Origin of the sequence: Streptomyces sp. NPDC050625 (genome assembly GCF_040654755.1) — a bacterium.
GTDB lineage: Bacteria > Actinomycetota > Actinomycetes > Streptomycetales > Streptomycetaceae > Streptomyces.
In genome coordinates, this window is sequence record NZ_JBFAIQ010000010.1 from 135,172 (window position 1) to 152,666 (window position 17,495).

Here is a 17,495-nt window from a genome sequence, read left to right on the forward strand (position 1 = left end):
TGATAGTCGCATGCAACCCCCGGAGCGGGTCGGCCGCTACCGCCTCGAACGACCCCTGGGCAGTGGTGCCTTCGGCACGGTCTGGCTCGCCCACGACGACGTGCTCCAGGCACCGGTCGCGGTGAAGGTCCTCGCCGACAACTGGTCGCACCGCCTGGACGTCCGCGACCGGTTCCTGGCCGAGGCGCGGCTGCTGCGCAAGGCCGACTCCAATCGCGTGGTGCAGGTCTACGACATCGGGGAACTGCCGGACGGCAGGCCGTACTTCGTGATGGAGTACGGCGACGCCGGCACCCTCGCCGACCGGGTCGCCGCCGGTCCGCTCCCGGTGCCCGAGGCGCTGCGGCTGACGGCCGAGGCCGCCCGGAGCGCGGCGGCACTGCACGAGGCCGGGATCGTGCACCGGGACATCAAGCCGAGCAACGTCCTGCTGCGCAGCGGACCGGGCGGCACCCACCGCGTCCTGCTCGCCGACCTGGGCCTCGCCAAGAGTCTGGCGCAGGCCTCGGGGCTCACCCTGGCTGCCGGGTCGGCCGGATACCAGCCGCCGGAACAGGCGCAGCCCGGCATGGGCATCGACGCGCGTGCCGACGTCTACAGCCTGGGCGCGGTCGGCTACGAGCTGGTCACCGGCACCGTGCCGGGAGCCCCGGGGCAGGTCGTGCGCCCGCAGCGGCTGCGTCCGGATCTCGGCGACGACGTGCAGCGGGCGCTGATGCGTGCCCTGGAGCCGGACCGGGAGCGGCGCTGGCCGGGTGCCGGGGCCTTCGCGGACGAGCTGGACCGACTGGCCGCGCGTGCGTCGGCGGCACCGGCGCGCCGCAGGGCCGGCCGGCTCAGGCCCGCGCGTGCCGCCCGCCCCGGGTCCGCGGCCCCGGCGGTGGCGACCGGCGGATCCGCACCCGCGGCGTCCGCCGTCCGGCCCCCGGCCGGGCCCTCGCCGCACCCCGCGCCCGGCGGACCACGCCGGCGCAGGCTCGACGGCCTGCGTAACCGGCTCAACGCGCTCACGCTGTCCCTGGCCGCGGTGCTCGCCGCGCTGATCGCGGCCGGCACGGTCACTTGGCTGCACCGGCACTCCGCGACGGACGAGAACGTGCGGGTGGCGGACTCCACCGGGCGGGTGGTGGCCGAGGTACCGGCCGACTGGGGCCGCGAGCTGCGCGACTCCGGCTGGAATCCGCGGGCGCTGGGGCTGAAGTCCGGGCACGAGCCGGGGCTGGAGGTCGCCGACGACCTGTCGAAGTGGCCGGACCTCACGGCCGCGGTCAACGGTGTCTTCATCGGGCTGAGCGAGCACGGCGACGTCACCGCCCGGGTGAACGCCCTCGGCCACTCCGCCTGCCACTACGCCGGTGCCCGCGCCTTCACCGGTACGCACTGGCACGGCCGCATCCGTGCCTGGAGCGACTGCCCGGACGGCGGCTCCCTCACGGAGACCGCGCTGACCCGGGCGGACGGCACCGCGCAGCCGCAGGTGTATGTGCAGGTGCGCGGGGACGGCGACGCGACCGAGGGCATACTCCGCTCGCTCCGGGTCACCTGACGGGCAAGGATCGTAAAAGAACCACGCGGGTCGCGAACCATTGCGGCGGCCCGTGCATCGCAGAGTCATGACGGCGCACACGGCGCCGCGGGCACGCGTCCGCCGTGTTCCTCGAAGATCCAGGAGTGTTGAGAGACATGGTGCACACCCCCTCCTTGCAGCGCGGGACCCTGCTCGTGAGCGCTGTCGCCGTACTGGGCCTCCTGACCGCGTGTGGCAGTCCCACGGCGCAGACGACGCCCTCGCGCACGGCATCCGGCACGGCGGGGCCCGCGACCGAGGACACGGCGGGCTCCACCGCGCCGTCGTCCGGCACCGCGTCCGCCGCGACCGGCGGGGCGTCCTCGGCCAAGGCGACCGGCGGCACGAGCGGCGCCACGACCACCACCGGCACGACCGCGCGCTGCCACACCTCCGAGCTGAGCGCCTCGGTGGGCCGCAACAACCCCGGCGCCGGGCAGGAGAACTTCCCGATCGTGCTCACCAACAAGTCCGGCCGCACCTGCACCGTGCGCGGCTACCCCGGCGCCGCGTTCGTGAGCGCCTCGGGCGCCCAGCTCGGCCCGGACCCCAAGCGCTCCTCCGGTTCGCCGGCCACGGTCGCCCTGAAGCCCGGGCAGAGCGCCTGGGCGGGACTGTCCTTCTCCAACCCGGAGATCAGCGGCGCGAAGACGGCGACCCCGGCCGCGCTGGTCGTCACCCCGCCGGACGAACGGGACTCGCTCAAAGTGACGTGGACGGCCGGCGAGGTGCCCGTCTCCGGGAACGCCTCCTCCGTCTTCCTGACGGTCTTCAGCGCCGGTACCGGCGCCTGACCGACCCGACCCGGACCCCGCTGCCTCTCCCCCGGGCAGCGGGGTTCGTCATTGCCGCGCCACAACTGTCACAGGACCGCAACAGGCCTCGGCCGCCCCGATCTTTCCGCCGTGACCGGCCATCGAACCCCGTCGACCGCACAGCACAAAGGCTCCGCCCGGAGCCGCGACGAGGAATCGGGGACGAACATGAGCGGCATCTCACGCAGAGGTCTGCTGACCGCGGGGGCGACGGCGGGCGCGCTGGGCGCCCTGACGGCCTGCTCGTCCGGGGGCTGGTCCCTGAGTGGTGACGGGGGGCCCGGACCCGGCAGGAGCACGGAGCGGCAGGCCCGGCCCGTGAAGACGATCGGCGACGGCTCCACCGCCGACACCGGCGCCCAGCCCAAGCAGCCGAAGGCCACCCGGCTGAAGCCCGGGGAACAGCCGCCCCAGTTCGTGGTGTTCTCCTGGGACGGGGCGGGCGAGATCAGCAACAAGCTCTTCTCCCGGTTCCGCCGGATAGCCGCCGACCACGGCGCCGCGATGACCTTCTTCCTCAGCGGCATCTACACGCTGCCGGAGTCCAAGAAGCACCTCTACCGCCCGCCGCAGCACCCGGTCGGCGCCTCCGCGATCGGCTACCTCGCCGACCGGCACATCCACGCCACCCTCCAGCAGGTGCGCGCCGCCTGGCTCGAAGGCCATGAGATCGGCACCCACTTCAACGGGCACTTCTGCGGCGCGACCGGCGTGCGCAACTGGTCGTCCGCCGAGTGGCGCAGCGAGATCGACCAGGCCGTCTCCTTCGTCACCCGGTGGAAGACCAACACCGGCTTCACCGACCTCGAACCGCTGCCCTTCGACTACCGCAAGGAGCTGATCGGCGGCCGCACCCCGTGTCTGGAGGGCCAGGCCGCGCTGCTGCCCACGGCGGCCGCGCTGGGCTGGAAGTACGACGCCAGCTCCCCCGGCGGGCTGCAGATCTGGCCGGGCAAGGTGCAGGGCGGCCGGATCTGGGACTTCCCGCTGCAGTCCATACCGTTCTCCGGCCACTCCTTCCAGGTGCTGTCGATGGACTACAACATGATGTTCAACCAGTCCGCCGGAAACCCGCTGGGCGACCGCACCCAGTACGACGCCTGGCGCACCCAGGCCCGCGACACCTACCTCGCCGGGTTCCAGCGCGCCTACACCACCAACCGGGCGCCCTTCTTCATCGGCAACCACTTCGAGCGCTGGAACGGCGGCATCTACATGGACGCCGTCGAGGAGGCCATCGGCCGCATGGCCGAGCACGACGACGTGCGCTTCGTCTCCTTCAAGCAGCTCGTGGCCTGGCTGGAGGCCCAGGACCCGGCGGTGCTGCGCAAGCTGCGCACGCTCAACCCCGGGCAGTCCCCCGTGGGCGGCTGGGCGGAGTTCCTGGGCGCGGCGGGCACACCGTCCTCCTGACCCCGCCCCGCCCCGTCACCGCCGAGCGGGAGCGCGGTTCCTCAGCGGCCGCGGCGGCCGGTGCCCGGGCCGTAGCCGCCGTCCCACCGGCCGCCGTCCTGGCCGCCCCAGGAGCAGGCGTACGGGTAGGTGGAACAGACGTCCGCGGAGTCGGAGGCCGACGGCGTCGGCCGCGGGGTCGACGCGGTCGCCGACGGGGTGGGTGACGGGGTCCTGGCGGCCTTGGGGGTGGCGGCGGGCGCCGACGACGGCGGGCTGTCGGCGCCCCAGTTGACCACCTCCATCTGGAGGTCGGGCTTGGAGGTGTCGATCACCCAGCGCTGGTCCGCGGTGTTCGCACGGGTCTTGACGACGAGGGCGCCCCCGCCGTCGGTGGCGGCCGGGGTGAGGGCCAGGTCCTGGTCCCAGCGGGGCACCAGGGCGCCCTGGAGGGTGAAGTCGTAGCGGACGTTCTTGGCGCCGGGCCGGGTGGCGCCGGTGCACGAGGCGAGCCGGACCGAGTAGCCGAGGTGGGAGTCCAGGCACAGCTCGGGGGCGGCGGCGCTGCGCAGCAGTCCGTCGGTCTCGTACGTCCAACGCTGGCTCGCGGCCGAGGAGCACTTGGCGAGTTCGGTCTCCGCGCCCTCGACGGCCTTGTCGCCCACGACGGCGACGCACAGACCGGAGCCGACGTTGTGCAGCCGGCCGCTCAGGGTGCCCTGGGAGGTCTGGCTCGCGCCGGCCCAGGAGGGTCCCCGGGTGGACGAGCCGGGGCCGGGCGTCTTGGACCTGCCGTCCGGGGCCGGTGCGGGGCTGTCTCCGGAGGAGAGGACGGACCACAGGATCAGCGGCAGGACCACGAGTCCGCTGACGGTGGCCACGGCCGCGGCGAGGTTCCGCCGGCGGGTGCGCCTGGCCGCCCGGTGTGCGGAGCGGCCGGAGCGGGCGCCGTCCGCGGGGGCGGAAGGGCGGGTCGCGGCACGACCTCCGGAGGCCGCGCGGCGGGCACCGGCGCGGGGGTCCGGCGCCGGGCGCCCGGGAGCGGACGGCCCCTGCCCGGTGAGGACTGATGTGTCGCCATCGGCGGTGCCCGGGGCCGTAGCGGCGAAGGCCTCGCCCACGACTGATGCGAACGGTTCGCCGCCCGCCGGGGCCGCGGCCGGCGGCTGCGGGGGCTCGGGTGCGGGCTCCCCGGTCAGGCCCGCCCTGGACTCCACATAGGCCTGTGCGCCCCAGCCGAGCACGGCCTCGGCCAGGGCGACGCCGAGGAATCCGTTGAACGTGCCCAGTTGGTCGGCGGTGTGGCGGCAGTGCATACAGCGGTTGAGGTGCTGCTGGAGGTCCGGGTCGACGGTCATCGCGCCGCGCCGGAAGGTCACGTCCAGCATCCGGATGTAGCGCAGGCACTCGTCCTCGGTGGCGAGTTCACGGTGGACCTGCAAGGACTCCTCGCGCAGCCGCACGCGGGCCCGGTGCAGTTCGGCGCGGGCCCCCTCCTCGTCCAGTCCGAGCAGGGCCGCCGGCACCGCGAGCGGTTCGGCCTCGACCTCGGTGTGCCACAGGACGGCGCGGGAGGACTGGGGCAGCCGCTGGAACGCCCGTGACAGCAGGCGCCGGTTCGAGGGCGGCAGCAGTCGGGCGGCCGCGCGGTCCCCGGGGCCGGTGCCGGTGAGCAGGGCGGGGTGCAGCAGTTCCTGGCGGCCGTCATTGTCCCACTCCGCCGCGATGCGGCGCACGGTGACCAGCAGATGGGGCCGCCAGGCGGAGGTCGGGCCCGCTTGGCGGAGCGACTCCCCGAAGAGCCTCGTGAACGCCGCGGTGGTGAGCATCCCCGCCGCGCGCGGTCCGTCGGTGCACAGCCGGGCGTAGGCGAAGGCAGCTTCCCAATGCCGGTCGAGGAGTTCACCGACGGGATGCAGCGCCGGCGTCGTCCCCGTCCACTTCTTCAGCTCGGCGCTCAGTTGCTCGTCCGTGACGTCGAACGGTCTGGCCGGGCTCGGGGAATTCGACGAGCCTGCGTCATTCACGGCTGCATTCCTCCCAGACACAACACGGGATTTAGTCCATACCAATGGGCATGCGGCCGGGCCGACTTGGCCCGAACGGAGTTCGGCATCTCGAACGTTCGCCTTCGGCAGCTCTTTTGAAGCGTGGGGGGCGTACGGGAGCGGCCTCGCGCGCACAGCGGCAAAAACAATTGTCTGCGCGCCGACAGCGCACACTTTTGCACAGGCCAGCCTGTATGAACAAGAGATCCAGACGTTTTGGCATTGCTCAGCCACCCGACGGAATTGACGAATCGTCAATAGAGCACGTGGGTCAGATCCTGCCGTGGCGAATCGCCCGCTAATTGCGGTATCGATACGCCCCCGGCGGCACTCCGTAGCGTTCGCGGAACACCCGGTGAAAGTGGAACGGGCTCGGAAATCCGGACGCGGCGGCCACCCGCTCGACGGTGAGGTCGGTCCCCTCCAGCAGCCGGGCGGCATGGTGCAGCCGGGCCTCGCGCAGCGCGCGCATCGGCGAACGGCCGGTCTGCTCGGTGAAGAGATGCGCGAACCGGGAGGGCGACAGCGCGACACTCCCCGCGAGCGAGCGGACCGTGTGCGCGGCGCCGGGATCGGCCGCGATCAGCTCCTCGGCGCGGCGCACCCGAGGATCGATGCCGGGCGGCTGCGACGGCTCCCGCGCACCGGCCGTCGCCAGCAGGACGGCCTCCTCCAGCGAGCACAGGGCCAGTTCCCGTGCCGCGCTGCCGTGGGCGACGGCCACCGGATCGTCGTCCACGGGGGCGGCCGCGGGCGGTGCGCCGGTGCCGGTCCAGCGGGCGTCGGCGAGCATGCGAGCGAACGCCGCCCCGACCCGGCCGCGCAGTGCGGCGGGGGCGGAGGTGACGGCGTACATCCCGTCGCCCACGGCGTACGGGCGCAGCCAGGCCGTCCAGGAGGGCCTGGCCTGGCAGTGCGTCCACCAGAACCGCCAGTGCCGGGAGCCGGGCGGGACCGCATAGCGGTGCCGGACGCCGGGGGCGAGCACCACGAGGTCGCCCGCGGCGGGGTGCGCCTCGGCCGTGCCCTGGCGCATCAGGCCGCGCCCGCCCGTCGTCCAGGTGAACAGCCAGCTCTCCGACCCGCCGGGCCGGTCGACACGATAGCCCGGCGCCTGGTCGAAGCGGCCGACCACCACCAGGCCGGGCGGCGGCGAGGGATCGCCGGGTACGGCAGCCTCGGGCAGTTGCTCAGTGGTCACGGGCATCCTCCGGGCGCGGGCGTCGGCCTAGCGTGGCGGACCGAGGACGGGACCGAGCACACCGGACCGAAGGGTGGACGCATGACAGCCACGGACAGCGGCGCCGCCGGCGCCCCCATCCTGCCGCGGGCGGCGCGGCGGCAGTTCGAGGAGGCGGGCTTCGCGGTCGTACGCGGGCTGTTCGGGTACGACGAGATCGACCGGCTGTGCGCCGAGTTCGCGGCGCTGCACGCGTCCGGTCCCGTACCCGGGCACTTCGAGCCCCGGCCCCCGCGGGGCGACGGCCCGGGCGATCCGCTGCACACGCATCCGCGGGTGATGCAGCCGCACGAGATCAGCCCGCTCGCCCGCGCCTTCCTCCTGGACGCACGGCTGGGGGCGGTCCTCGAAGCGCTGCTGGGCGAGGAGGTGCTGGCCGCGCAGAGCATGTTCTACTTCAAGCCGCCGGGAGCCCGCGGCCAGGCGCTGCACCAGGACAACTTCTATCTGCGGGCCGAGCCGGGCACCTGTGTCGCCGCCTGGGTCGCCTGCGAGGTGATCGACCGGGACAACGGCGGGCTCGAAGTCGTCCCCGGCACACATCGGATGGACCTGTTCTGCCCCGAGGAGGCGGACGAGGAGCTGTCGTTCGCCCGGGAGTACGTGCCGCCGCCGCCCGGTCTGAGGGCCGTACCGGTCGACCTGGCACCGGGCGACGTGCTGTTCTTCAACGGCAGCCTGGTGCACGGCTCGCGGCCCAACCGCAGCGCCGACCGCTTCCGGCGTTCCTTCATCGGTCACTACGTGGGCCGCTCCACGCGGCGTATCGGCGGCTACTACCGCACGCTGTCCATGTCCGGCGAGGGCGTCCCGCTCCCGGAGAGCGAGGGCGCCGGTCCGTGCGGCACCGGGTTCGCCCCGCACGGACCTCACTGACGGACCGTCAGTGGCCGCTGATGGCGTGCGGGGTGTAGGGCGCCTCCAGCTCCTCGATCTCCTTCTCGCTCAGTTCGAGGTCCACGGCGGCCACCGCGTCCTCGATGTGCCGCGGCCTGGCGGCACCGACGATCGGCGCGACCACCGTGTCCCGGTGCAGCAGCCAGGCGAGGGCGACCTGGGCGCGCGGGACGCCCCGGTCGCCGGCGATACGGGTGACGGCCTCGACGATCGCGTGGTCGCCCTCCAGGTAGAGGCGGCTGCCGAAGTTGTCGTTCGCGCTGCGCTCGGTGACGGTGCCCCAGTCACGGGTGAGCCGGCCACGGGCCAACGGGCTCCAGGGCAGCACACCGACGCCCTGGTCCGCGCAGAGCGGCAACATCTCCCGCTCCTCCTCGCGGTAGAGGAGGTTGTAGTGGTTCTGCATGGACACGAACCTGGTCCAGCCGTGCCGCTCGGCGGTGTACTGGGCCTTGGAGAACTCCCAGGCGTACATCGAACTGGCCCCGAGGTAGCGGACCTTGCCCGCCTTCACCAGGTCGTGCAGCGCCTCCATCGTCTCCTCGACCGGCGTCGCGTGGTCGTAGCGGTGGATCTGGTAGAGGTCGACGTAGTCGGTGCCGAGGCGGCGCAGGCTGTGGTCGATCTCCGACATGATCGCCTTGCGGGACAGCCCGCCCCCGTTCGGCCCCGGGCGCATCCGCCCGTGCACCTTGGTGGCGAGCACGACCTCGTCGCGGGACGCGAAGTCGCGCAGCGCCTTCCCCACGATCTCCTCGCTGGTGCCGTCCGAGTAGACGTTGGCCGTGTCGAAGAAGTTGATGCCCGCCTCCAGCGCCTGCCGGATCAGCGGGCGTGACGCGTCCTCGTCGAGGGTCCACTCGTGGACTCCGCGGTCGGGCAGGCCGTAGGTCATGCAGCCCAGACAGATCCGCGACACGTCCAGGCCCGTCGAACCGAGCTTCACATACTGCATCGTTGCTGCTCCTGCCTTCGGGTCGGTCAGGGACTGAGAGCGTACGACGTCGCACCACCCCCACTTGACGACCATCGTGTGCGGACGGTTGGATCCTGAAACATGTGTCGCCGCGCTCGGCGCGGGCACGCAGAGGTGCGCCCAGCCGGTGACGGACACGTTCCCAGCCCGGCCCGAGTCGCCAGGTCCGCCGCGCCGGTCCGAGGCGGGGCCGTACCCGCGATCGATGGAGCGGAGTACATGCCCGCCGAGGGTGTTTCCCGCGTCGGAGGTCCCGGGACGACCGCCGGCGCCGTCGTGTGTGCGGTCGCGTTGGCCATGGGGCTGACGGGATGCGGATCGAGCGGATCGCCTCAGCCGTCGCGGAGTGCCTCCCCGCAGGTGCGGCTCCCGCCGCGGCACGCCGGTTTCGACTACCAGATCGGCGGTGCCTATCCCCCGCCGAAGGGTGTGCGCATCGTCAGCCGCGACCGCTCCTCGTCCCCCGCGCCCGGCCTCTACAACATCTGCTACGTCAACGCCTTCCAGGCCCAGCCGGAGGAGCGCGCCGCCTGGCCCGCCGACCTGCTGCTGCACGATGCCGACGGCGAGGTGGTCGTCGACGAGGACTGGAACGAGCCGCTGCTCGACCTCCGCACCCCGGCCAAGCGCGAGCGCGCCGCCCGGAGGGTCGACCGCTGGATCGACGAGTGCGCCACCAAGGGCTTCGACGCCGTCGAGCCCGACAACTACGACAGCTACACACGCTCCCAGGACCTGCTCACCGCCGACGACGCGACCGCGTTCATCACCCTGCTCTCCCGGCACGCGCACGCCCGGCACCTGGCCATCGGCCAGAAGAACACACCCGAGCTGGCGGGCGTCCGGAAGAAGGCCGGACTGGACTTCGCGGTGGCCGAGGAGTGCGGTGAGTACGACGAGTGCGGCACCTACGCCAAGGCGTTCGACGACCGGGTGGTCGTCGTCGAGTACTCGGACAAGGGCCTGCGCAAGGCCGTCGCGGGCTTCGGCGACAGGCTGAGCATCGTGCGCCGGGACCGGATGGTGTCGACACCGGGCAGTGCCGGCTACGTGCGCACGGTACGCCCGTGACCGCGCGCCTGCCCGGCCGCGCCGCTCACCAGTCGCGATCCAGCAGTTGCAGCGCGTCCTCCCACGGGAACTCCGGCCGCCTGCCGGACTCGTCGGGCTCACCGGAGTAGGGCTCGCCGAACCGGACGCCCATCCCGCGCAGCCGTATCAGGCTGTCCTGGTAGGCGGGATGGGCGGCCAGCGCGTCCGCCACGCACGGCAGGACGGCGATCGGAACGCCCAGGCCGTAGGCCTCGCAGAGCGTGCCCAGGGCGAGGGTGTCGGCGATCCCGGCCGCCCACTTGTTGACGGTGTTGAAGGTGGCCGGCGCGACCACCACGGCGTCCGGCGCCGGGAAGGGGCGCGGATCGGCCGGGGTCCGCCAGGCGGAGCGGACGGGGCGGCCGGTCTGGGTCTCGACGGCGGCGATGTCGAAGAACCCGCCCGTCGCGACCGGCGTCGCTATGACGCCGACCTCCCAGTCCCGCTCCTGCGCGGCGGTGATCAGCTTGCTGACGCCCGCGGCGATCCCGGCGGCGCAGACGACGAGGTAGAGGAAGGGTCGCTCGGCCTGTTCGGTCATTCGGGCACCCTACTGGGGCGCAGGGCACGGCGAGGCGGACGGAGACGGCACGGCTCCCGCCCGCGCTCGGGACGGTGGATGCCCACCGGCAGCGCGGCGGCCGGCGTCAGCCGGTGGCGGCTTCGGTCACCTTGATGGCGCCGACCGGGCAGGCGCGGGCCGCGTCCCGCACCATCGGGTCGCCGGCGCCGTCCTCCTTGCCGGGGACGAGCATGCTGTAGCCGTCGTCGTCCTGGGTGAAGACGTTCGGGGCGGCCAGGGCGCACTGGCCCGCGCCGATACAGACGTCCCTGTCGATGTCGATCTCGATGTCGCTGTGCATGGCAAGAGCCTCTTACCAGGTCACGGGGAGTTCCAGCATCCCCTGGATCGTGTCGCCGGGTTTGAAGGGAATCTCCTCCGGCGGGGCGGCAAGACGCAGTCCCGGCAGCCGTGCGAAGAGCGTGCCCAGGGCGATCTCCATCTCGGCGCGGGCCAGGTTCTGCCCGAGACACTGATGGATGCCGAAGCCGAAGCCGACGTGGTGGCGGGTCGGGCGGTGCCAGTCCAGGGTGTCGGGCTCGGGGTACACGGAGTCGTCGCGGTTGATGACGGAGGTCGCGAAGACCACGCCGTCACCCTTGCGGATCGTCGCCCCTTCCACCTCGATGTCCTCCAGGGCGATGCGGAGCAGCCCGTCCGCGATCGACAGCATCCGCATCAGCTCCTCGACCGCGGCGGGCAGGAGCGCGGGGTCGGCGCGCAGCTCGGCCAGCCGCTCGGGGTTCCGCAGGAGCGTGTAGGTGCCGAGGGAGATCATGTTGGCGGTGGTCTCATGGCCCGCGACCAGCAGGATGATCGCCAGCGCGACGAGTTCCTCGCGGTCCATGTCGCCGTCGCGCAGCCGCTGGTGGACGAGTTCGTCGAGAATGCCGTCGCCGGGCTCCGGGTCCTGCCGCTTGCGCTCGATCAACGCGAGCAGATACCTCTGCAGCCGCCCCCGCGCGTCCAGGGTGTCGGCGGCCTCCGGTCCGCGCAGCAGGCGGCGCGACTGTGCCTCGAAGAACTCGTGGTCGGCGTACGGGACGCCGAGCAGCGAGCAGATCACCATCGACGGCACGGGCAGCGCGAAGGCGCTCACCAGCTCGGCGCCCGGGCCGTGCGCGATCATCGCGTCGATCAGCTCGTCGACGATCCGCTGGATGTCGGGCCGCAGTCCGGCGGCGCGTTTCACGCTGAAGGAGGGGATCATCAGCCGCCGCTGGGTGCGGTGCTCGGGGTCGTCGACGCCCAGCAGGGCGGCCCGGACGGCGCGGGTGGCGGCGAAGCGTGCCGTGAGCATGGGAAATCCGGGTCGGCTGCGGTCGGTGGACAGCCGGGGGTCGGACAGCAGCGCACGGGCGGCGGCGTGGCCGGTGACCAGCCAGGCCGGACGGCCGTCGTAGAGGGTGACCCGGGACAGGGGGCGGCGGTCGCGCAGGGGGTCGTAGCCGGTGGGCGGGTGGTAGGGGCAGGTGCGGTCCTGGGGGAAGGCGACGGGTGTGGCCGGACCGGTCGGTTCCGTGAGTTCCGTGAGTTGCGTCAGTTCCGTCATGGAACACCTCGCAGACGAAGAGTGCGTCGTGCCGATCTTCATTAGATGCCCCAGGCATCTATAGGGCGACGGCAAGTTCGGCCAGTTCGGTGACCTGCGTGATCTGGCCGAACACCCGATGTCCGACCGTCGATTCCGCGCCGAAATTCCCTTGCCACCGCCGGTTCACCGACCGCAGGATCTGCCCATGACCACCACAGACACCTTTCTGCCGCCGACCTCCGCCGTCCCCGCGGTGCCGGTCCAGCAGCAGCCCGGCCGTCCACGGAGGCCCGATTCCCCACGCCCGTGACGGCGTTGCTGGTCGCGGGCCTGCTCGCCGGGTACGGCATCGCCGTACCGGTGGGAGCGGTAGCGACATATCTAGTGTCCCTCACGGCTCGTACGTCACTGCGGACCGGCGCCTGCGCCGCGCTCGGTGTGGCCAGCGCCGACGGTCTGTACGCGCTGGCGGCCACGGTCGGGGGCACGGCCCTCGCGGGGGCGCTGCGGCCGGTGCTCGGACCGCTGCGCTGGGCTTCCGCCCTGGTGCTGGCCGCGCTGGCCGTGCGGGGCGCGGTCAGCGCGCTGCGGCACTTTCGCGAGCAACGGCTCGCCTCCCGGCCCGACCGGCCGGTACCGGGCCCGGGGCGCGCGTATCTCGGCCTTCTCGGGATCACCCTGCTGAACCCCACCACCGTGATCTACTTCGCCGCGCTGGTCCTCGGTACCCGCACCGCACTCGCCGTGCCACCCCTGGAGCAGGCGGTGTTCGTGCTGGCCGCCTTCGCGGCCTCCGCGAGCTGGCAGCTCCTGCTCGCCGGCAGCGGCGCGCTGCTCGGCCGGGCCCTGACCGGCCTGCGCGGACGGCTGGTGACGGCGTTGCTGTCGAGTGGCGTGATCTTGGCGCTCGCGATACGGATGGCGGTGGCGCCGGTGTGACGTACAAAACCGCGGTACGGATGATTCGTGTGTCCGCCGGTGTTGAAACAGGCTGCCAGTAGGACGCGGTACCGAAGAGGAGACGAACCTCATGCCTCTTGAGGGCGAGTACGAGCCCAGCCCGACCCCGTGGGTGCGGGACCAGGTCGAGTTGTACGAGAGTTCCGGTGGCACCAAGGGGACGACGCTGCTGGACACGGGGCTGCCCGTGATCCTGCTGACGACCCTGGGTGCCAGGAGTGGCAAGATCCGCAAGACGCCGCTGATGCGGGTGGAGCACGACGGCCGGTACGCGGTGGTCGCCTCGCAGGGCGGCGCGCCCAAGCATCCGGTCTGGTACTTCAACGTCACGGCCGATCCCCGTGTGGAACTGCAGGACGGCCCGGTCAAGCGGGACATGACGGCACGTGAGCTGACCGGCGACGAGAAGACCGTGTGGTGGGACCGGGCCGTGGCCGCGTATCCGCCGTACGCGGAGTACCAGGAGAAAACCTCCCGCGAGATCCCGGTCATCCTCCTCGAACCGACCGACGCAACCTGACCGGAACCCACGGCGAGCGACTACCTCGCCCCCGGGCAACCTTCACCGGGGCCCGGGGCCACGGTCTCACCGGCCGGGCCCAATGCCCCTTCCGGCCTGGGGCGACCTCGTTTTCGACCGCGGCCACCGCCCCTCCCGGCCGGGGGCCGCCTTCATGTCCGGCCGGGGCCTTCGTCTCCGGGACCCGGGCCCACCGACCTTTCCGGTCGGGGGCCACCGCCTCCACCGACCAAGGGCCACCCACTCTCCCCGGCCAAGGGCCGCCCTCTCTCCGCCCGGCGGCCACCGGCTCCCCCACCGTCGACCGCCGCCTCTTCCAGTCGGCGGCCACCGCCTCAGGCCGGGGGCCGCCCTCATGTCCGGCCGCGACCACCGACCTTTCCGGCCGGGAGTCGTCATCATGTCCGGGGCCTTCGTCTCCGGGACCCAGGCCCACCGACTTTTCCGGTCGGGGGCCACCGCCTCCACCGACCAAGAGCCACCCACTCTCTCCGGCCAAGGGCCGCCCTCTCTCCCGGTCTGGCCGACCCGAGCGGGGTCATGGGGGTGCCCCCTGCTCGAGCGAAGCCGAGAGCTTGGGGGAGTGCGTGCCAGACCCCGCGACGCCGGGATGATCGCCCGGCGGCCACCGGCTCCCCGCACCACCGACCGCCGCCTCTTCCAGCCGGCGGCCACCGCCTCCGACCGGGGCCGCCCTCGTTTCCGACCGGGACCACCGACCCCTCCGGCCGGGAGCCGTCCTCACTTCCGACCGGGGCCTTCGTCTCCGGGACCCAGGCCCGCCGTCTCTTCCAGTCCGGGACCACCGCCTCCACCGGCCAAGTGTCGCCCTCTCTCCCCGGCCGAAAGCCACCGGCCGGCGACTCTTTCAGCCGGGGGTCGTCGGGTTTTAGAAAAATCTGTTTTGGGGAGGCATGAAACGGGTCCGGCGCGGGCACGCGTGCGTCAGGCCCCGCCGCGTTCCCCCGTCGCGGCGGGGCTTTTGTGTGTCTCGGGGTCAGTCGGCGACCAGCCACTTCCCGTCGCGCATCAGCTCGCGGCCGTCCAGTTCGTTGGCCTCGCGCCAGGCCTGTACGCGGGTCGGGCGGATCCTGAAGTACCAGTAGCGGGTGGTGAGTCGGCGCGGATCGAAGCCGGTCTCCGCGGCGAACCGGTCGCCCTCCTCCTCGGGCAGTTCGTCGGGGCTCAACGGCTCCACGTCGCCCTCGATCATGACCACGTCCCGGGTCGGTCCGACACCGAGCCGTGCGGTGCCGGTCGCCGTCAGGTTGCGGCCGGTGGGGCTGGCGGCCGGGGTGGCGATCAGCAGGGTCGTACCGTCCCACACGAAGGACAGCGGGACGAGATACGGCGCTCCCCCGTCGGCGGACGCGGTGGCGACCCAGAGGTCCTCGTCGTGCTCCAGCCGGTGGAGCGTGTCCTGCATGCGCTGTTCGGCGGTGCGGGCGGGCGGCGGGGTCATCGTCGTACGGCCTCCTCGTGAGCGGATCTTCGTGGACGGATCTCATGGGGCTGACGAGCGAACTCGGAACAGTGTGACCGTCACTCCTCCGCTGCCGCCCTGATTTCGGACAGCCGGGTCGCCGCCGCGGTCAGCAGCAGGTCCAGGGCGGCCGGGTACGCGCTGCCCCCCATCGAGGCCACGAGGTGACGGGCGGTGGCGGCGATGTTCGGATGGGTGTCGGCGGGCAGCCGGGCGTAGGTCGCCCGCCAGATCTCCGCCTCGGCCTCCCGGACGGGCCTCGGCAGGGACACATTGGCGGAGTCCAGGGCGCCGAAGCCCAGCGCCTGGTCGATGAAGGCGTGGTAGATCCGTACCGCCTCGGCGTCGGGGAAACCGGCGTCGCGCAGCACGCCGAGGCCGGTCTCCACGGCCTGGATCTCGTGCACGCGCCCGGTCACCCGGTAGGAGCTGAGCACCGCCGCCCGCGGGTGCGCGAGGGCTCCCGCGTGCATGCGCAGGCCCAGGTCGCGCAGGTCGGCGCGCCAGTCGCCGGTGGGCCGCCAGCTGCGCATCGTGCGGCCGATGAGCTCGTCGGCGATGGCGAGCATCAGATCGTCGGTGTGCCGGAAGTAGCGGTACAGGCTGCTGGGGTCGGCGCCCAGTGCCCGGCCCAGGCGGCGGACGGAGAGGGCGTCCGCTCCGTGCTCCTCGATCAGGCGCAGCGCCGTCTCGACGATCAGCTTCTCGGACAGGACCACGCCCTGTTTGGTGGGGCGTCTGCGCCGGCGGGCGGCGGGCGGGACGACGCGTTCGCTCATGGAAGCCCTCCCTGGGGTGTGCGGGCAGCTTATGACAACAGCGTTGACCTGTGAAGCGCACGGACAGTTTCATGTGCGGTCACCGGGGCCGACCAGGCCCCCCGGTGCGAGCGGAGAGCTGGCCATGACCCAAACGCCCTACGGCGCCGACCCGCCCCAGCGGCAGGAGCTGCGCAAGTCCCTCGGAGTCCTCGACGGCATCGCCGTCGCCGCGTCCAGCACGGCCGCGACCACCAGCATCGGCATCGGGCTCGGTGTCACGGCCGGGGTGGTCGGGCTGCATCTGCCGGCCATCATGCTGCTGGCGTTCCTGCCGATCCTGGGCATCGCGGGCGCCTTCTCCCGGCTGAACAAGGTGGAGCCCAACGCCGGCAACGGGTACGTGTGGGTGGGACGTTCACTCAACCCGTGGCTCGGCTTCATGGTCGGCTGGGTGAACCTCACGGCGTCGATCGCGTTCCTCGCGTACACCACGGCGGTCACCGGGTCGTCCATCCTGCAATTGGCCGGCCAGGCCGGGCTGCACCGGCTGGCCGGACTCACCCTGGATCCGGGGTCGACCGCGCAGTCGACGACGGTGGGCATCGGCATCCTGATCGCCGTCACGCTGACCGCCGTGACCGGCATCCGCACCGCGGCACGGCTGCAGACCGGCCTGCTGGTCTTCGAGTACGTCGTGCTGCTCGGGTTCTGCGGCTACGGCATCGTCGCAGGCCCGCACGGATTCAGCCTCTCCTGGTTCGACCCCTTCGCCATCCCCTCGGCGTCGGCGCTCGCGCAGGGGATGCTGCTGTCGGTGTTCTGCTACTGGGGCTTCGAGGTGGCGTTCAGCGTCAACGAGGAGGTCCGCGACCCACGGGACGCCTCCCGCGCCGGGACGATCACCCTGGTGACGATGCTGGGGCTGTTCCTGCTCGGCTCGGTCGCCTTCCAGCGGGTGCTGTCCGAGCCTGAGCTGGCCGGACACGGCGCCGAGGGCCTTGCGTTCTTCGGCGACCGGCTGGCCGCGCAGCCGCTGGCCGCGCTGCCGCTGGTGGCCCTGATGTTCTCGGCCGTGGCCTCGCTGCAGGCCGGGGTGATTCCCACGGCGCGCGGCATGTTCGCGATGAGCCGGGACCGTACCGTCGGCCCGGTGTGGTCCAGGATCAGCTCCCGGTACGGGACACCGGCGGCCGGCACGCTGCTGATCGGGGCGATCGCCACCGCGGTGGCCGCGCTCGCCCTGGTGATCCCGCGGCTCGCCGACATGATCCTGGCGACCGTGAACGCCGTAGGCATCGTCGTCGCGCTCTCCTACGCGCTCACCGCGCTCGCCGCAGCCGTACGCTTCCGCTCCCTGCTGCGCACCGACCCCTGGCAGGGCGTGCGGGCGGTGGTGCTGCCCGCGCTGAGCGCCGCCGCGCTCCTGGGCCTCGGCGGCTACCTCGCCTGGTCCTTCTACACCTCCACCGACCATCTGGAACTCAGCGCGGACAACGGCTGGTTCCTGCTGCTCATGCCGCTGGCGATGATCGCGTCCGGCTTCGTCGCCGCCGCCATTGCCAAGTGGGTGCGCCGCTCCCCGTACTTCCGCACCGGCGAGGGCACGGACGCCGACGCGCCGCAGCTGCTCGCCACCCCCAACTGACCT

General features: G+C 72.6%; 16 protein-coding genes. 8 read left to right on the top strand and 8 right to left on the bottom strand.

What is annotated here, in order from left to right; genetic code table 11:
* Nucleotides 1-10: 10 nt before the first annotated feature.
* From AB0I54_RS23620 to AB0I54_RS23630, 3 genes are all read left to right on the top strand, one after another.
* Complete coding sequence (locus AB0I54_RS23620; RefSeq protein WP_363298089.1) at nt 11-1,546, top strand: serine/threonine-protein kinase; 1,536 nt, start codon at nt 11-13, stop codon at nt 1,544-1,546.
* A 137-nt stretch (nt 1,547-1,683) separates the two neighbouring features.
* Nucleotides 1,684-2,361: a DUF4232 domain-containing protein gene (locus tag AB0I54_RS23625; protein ID WP_363298090.1), complete on the top strand. Its 678-nt coding sequence runs from the start codon at nt 1,684-1,686 to the stop codon at nt 2,359-2,361.
* A 189-nt stretch (nt 2,362-2,550) separates the two neighbouring features.
* Nucleotides 2,551-3,795 (top strand): hypothetical protein, encoded by a 1,245-nt coding sequence (locus AB0I54_RS23630; protein WP_363298091.1) that lies wholly within the window; start codon nt 2,551-2,553, stop codon nt 3,793-3,795.
* Nucleotides 3,796-3,836: 41 nt separating this feature from the next.
* Here AB0I54_RS23630 and AB0I54_RS23635 read toward each other — a convergent pair whose 3' ends face one another.
* Entirely contained in the window at nt 3,837-5,801 is a 1,965-nt protein-coding gene (locus AB0I54_RS23635) for a ricin-type beta-trefoil lectin domain protein (RefSeq protein WP_363298092.1), read from the bottom strand.
* A gap of 319 nt (nt 5,802-6,120) precedes the next feature.
* Nucleotides 6,121-7,029, bottom strand: coding sequence for a helix-turn-helix domain-containing protein (locus AB0I54_RS23640; RefSeq protein ID WP_363298093.1), 909 nt, complete (start codon nt 7,027-7,029; stop codon nt 6,121-6,123).
* 75 nt (nt 7,030-7,104) lie between these two features.
* Between AB0I54_RS23640 and AB0I54_RS23645 the strand changes: the two genes are divergently transcribed.
* Nucleotides 7,105-7,938, top strand: coding sequence for a phytanoyl-CoA dioxygenase family protein (locus tag AB0I54_RS23645; protein ID WP_363298094.1), 834 nt, complete (start codon nt 7,105-7,107; stop codon nt 7,936-7,938).
* 7 nt (nt 7,939-7,945) lie between these two features.
* Here the strand turns inward: AB0I54_RS23645 and AB0I54_RS23650 are convergent, their stop codons facing one another.
* Nucleotides 7,946-8,914, bottom strand: coding sequence for an aldo/keto reductase (locus AB0I54_RS23650; RefSeq protein ID WP_363298095.1), 969 nt, complete (start codon nt 8,912-8,914; stop codon nt 7,946-7,948).
* A gap of 240 nt (nt 8,915-9,154) precedes the next feature.
* Between AB0I54_RS23650 and AB0I54_RS23655 the strand changes: the two genes are divergently transcribed.
* The gene (locus AB0I54_RS23655; RefSeq protein ID WP_363298096.1) at nt 9,155-10,006 is read left to right on the top strand and encodes an endo alpha-1,4 polygalactosaminidase; all 852 of its coding nucleotides are present in this window, start codon (nt 9,155-9,157) and stop codon (nt 10,004-10,006) included.
* Nucleotides 10,007-10,031: 25 nt separating this feature from the next.
* Here AB0I54_RS23655 and AB0I54_RS23660 read toward each other — a convergent pair whose 3' ends face one another.
* The 3 genes from AB0I54_RS23660 to AB0I54_RS23670 all read right to left on the bottom strand — a co-directional run bounded on the left by AB0I54_RS23660 (nt 10,032) and on the right by AB0I54_RS23670 (nt 12,141).
* Nucleotides 10,032-10,568, bottom strand: a complete 537-nt coding sequence (locus AB0I54_RS23660) for a flavoprotein (protein ID WP_363298097.1) — start codon at nt 10,566-10,568, stop codon at nt 10,032-10,034.
* A 106-nt stretch (nt 10,569-10,674) separates the two neighbouring features.
* Nucleotides 10,675-10,890, bottom strand: a complete 216-nt coding sequence (locus AB0I54_RS23665) for a ferredoxin (RefSeq protein ID WP_363298098.1) — start codon at nt 10,888-10,890, stop codon at nt 10,675-10,677.
* Between the two features lie 12 nt (nt 10,891-10,902).
* A complete protein-coding gene (locus AB0I54_RS23670) occupies nt 10,903-12,141 on the bottom strand; it encodes a cytochrome P450 (protein ID WP_363298099.1) in 1,239 nt (412 codons plus the stop codon).
* Between the two features lie 288 nt (nt 12,142-12,429).
* On the opposite strand from AB0I54_RS23670, the gene AB0I54_RS23675 reads away from it, so the two are divergent.
* On the top strand, nt 12,430-13,062 hold the full coding sequence (locus tag AB0I54_RS23675; RefSeq protein ID WP_363298100.1) for a LysE family transporter: 633 nt from the start codon (nt 12,430-12,432) through the stop codon (nt 13,060-13,062).
* A gap of 91 nt (nt 13,063-13,153) precedes the next feature.
* Nucleotides 13,154-13,603: a nitroreductase family deazaflavin-dependent oxidoreductase gene (locus AB0I54_RS23680; protein ID WP_363298102.1), complete on the top strand. Its 450-nt coding sequence runs from the start codon at nt 13,154-13,156 to the stop codon at nt 13,601-13,603.
* Nucleotides 13,604-14,600: 997 nt separating this feature from the next.
* Here the strand turns inward: AB0I54_RS23680 and AB0I54_RS23685 are convergent.
* Both AB0I54_RS23685 and AB0I54_RS23690 read right to left on the bottom strand, forming a co-directional pair.
* Nucleotides 14,601-15,065, bottom strand: coding sequence for a pyridoxamine 5'-phosphate oxidase family protein (locus tag AB0I54_RS23685; RefSeq protein WP_363298103.1), 465 nt, complete (start codon nt 15,063-15,065; stop codon nt 14,601-14,603).
* Between the two features lie 80 nt (nt 15,066-15,145).
* Nucleotides 15,146-15,865, bottom strand: coding sequence for a TetR/AcrR family transcriptional regulator (locus AB0I54_RS23690; protein ID WP_363298104.1), 720 nt, complete (start codon nt 15,863-15,865; stop codon nt 15,146-15,148).
* Nucleotides 15,866-15,989: 124 nt separating this feature from the next.
* On the opposite strand from AB0I54_RS23690, the gene AB0I54_RS23695 reads away from it, so the two are divergent.
* Nucleotides 15,990-17,492 carry an APC family permease gene (locus AB0I54_RS23695; protein ID WP_363298105.1) on the top strand — a complete coding sequence of 501 codons (1,503 nt, stop codon included), beginning with the start codon at nt 15,990-15,992 and terminating at the stop codon, nt 17,490-17,492.
* The last annotated feature ends 3 nt before the right edge of the window (nt 17,493-17,495 follow it).

Bases quoted from the DNA above. Each gene is read 5' to 3' on its own strand.
- AB0I54_RS23625 (WP_363298090.1), top strand. From the start codon at position 1,684: ATGGTGCACACCCCCTCCTTGCAGCGCGGGACCCTGCTCGTGAGCGCT.
- AB0I54_RS23630 (WP_363298091.1), top strand. From the start codon at position 2,551: ATGAGCGGCATCTCACGCAGAGGTCTGCTGACCGCGGGGGCGACGGCG.
- AB0I54_RS23670 (WP_363298099.1), bottom strand. From the start codon at position 12,141: ATGACGGAACTGACGCAACTCACGGAACTCACGGAACCGACCGGTCCG.
- AB0I54_RS23685 (WP_363298103.1), bottom strand. From the start codon at position 15,065: ATGACCCCGCCGCCCGCCCGCACCGCCGAACAGCGCATGCAGGACACG.
- AB0I54_RS23660 (WP_363298097.1), bottom strand. From the start codon at position 10,568: ATGACCGAACAGGCCGAGCGACCCTTCCTCTACCTCGTCGTCTGCGCC.
- AB0I54_RS23620 (WP_363298089.1), top strand. From the start codon at position 11: ATGCAACCCCCGGAGCGGGTCGGCCGCTACCGCCTCGAACGACCCCTG.
- AB0I54_RS23695 (WP_363298105.1), top strand. From the start codon at position 15,990: ATGACCCAAACGCCCTACGGCGCCGACCCGCCCCAGCGGCAGGAGCTG.
- AB0I54_RS23645 (WP_363298094.1), top strand. From the start codon at position 7,105: ATGACAGCCACGGACAGCGGCGCCGCCGGCGCCCCCATCCTGCCGCGG.
- AB0I54_RS23655 (WP_363298096.1), top strand. From the start codon at position 9,155: ATGCCCGCCGAGGGTGTTTCCCGCGTCGGAGGTCCCGGGACGACCGCC.
- AB0I54_RS23680 (WP_363298102.1), top strand. From the start codon at position 13,154: ATGCCTCTTGAGGGCGAGTACGAGCCCAGCCCGACCCCGTGGGTGCGG.
- AB0I54_RS23665 (WP_363298098.1), bottom strand. From the start codon at position 10,890: ATGCACAGCGACATCGAGATCGACATCGACAGGGACGTCTGTATCGGC.
- AB0I54_RS23650 (WP_363298095.1), bottom strand. From the start codon at position 8,914: ATGCAGTATGTGAAGCTCGGTTCGACGGGCCTGGACGTGTCGCGGATC.
- AB0I54_RS23640 (WP_363298093.1), bottom strand. From the start codon at position 7,029: ATGCCCGTGACCACTGAGCAACTGCCCGAGGCTGCCGTACCCGGCGAT.
- AB0I54_RS23690 (WP_363298104.1), bottom strand. From the start codon at position 15,865: ATGAGCGAACGCGTCGTCCCGCCCGCCGCCCGCCGGCGCAGACGCCCC.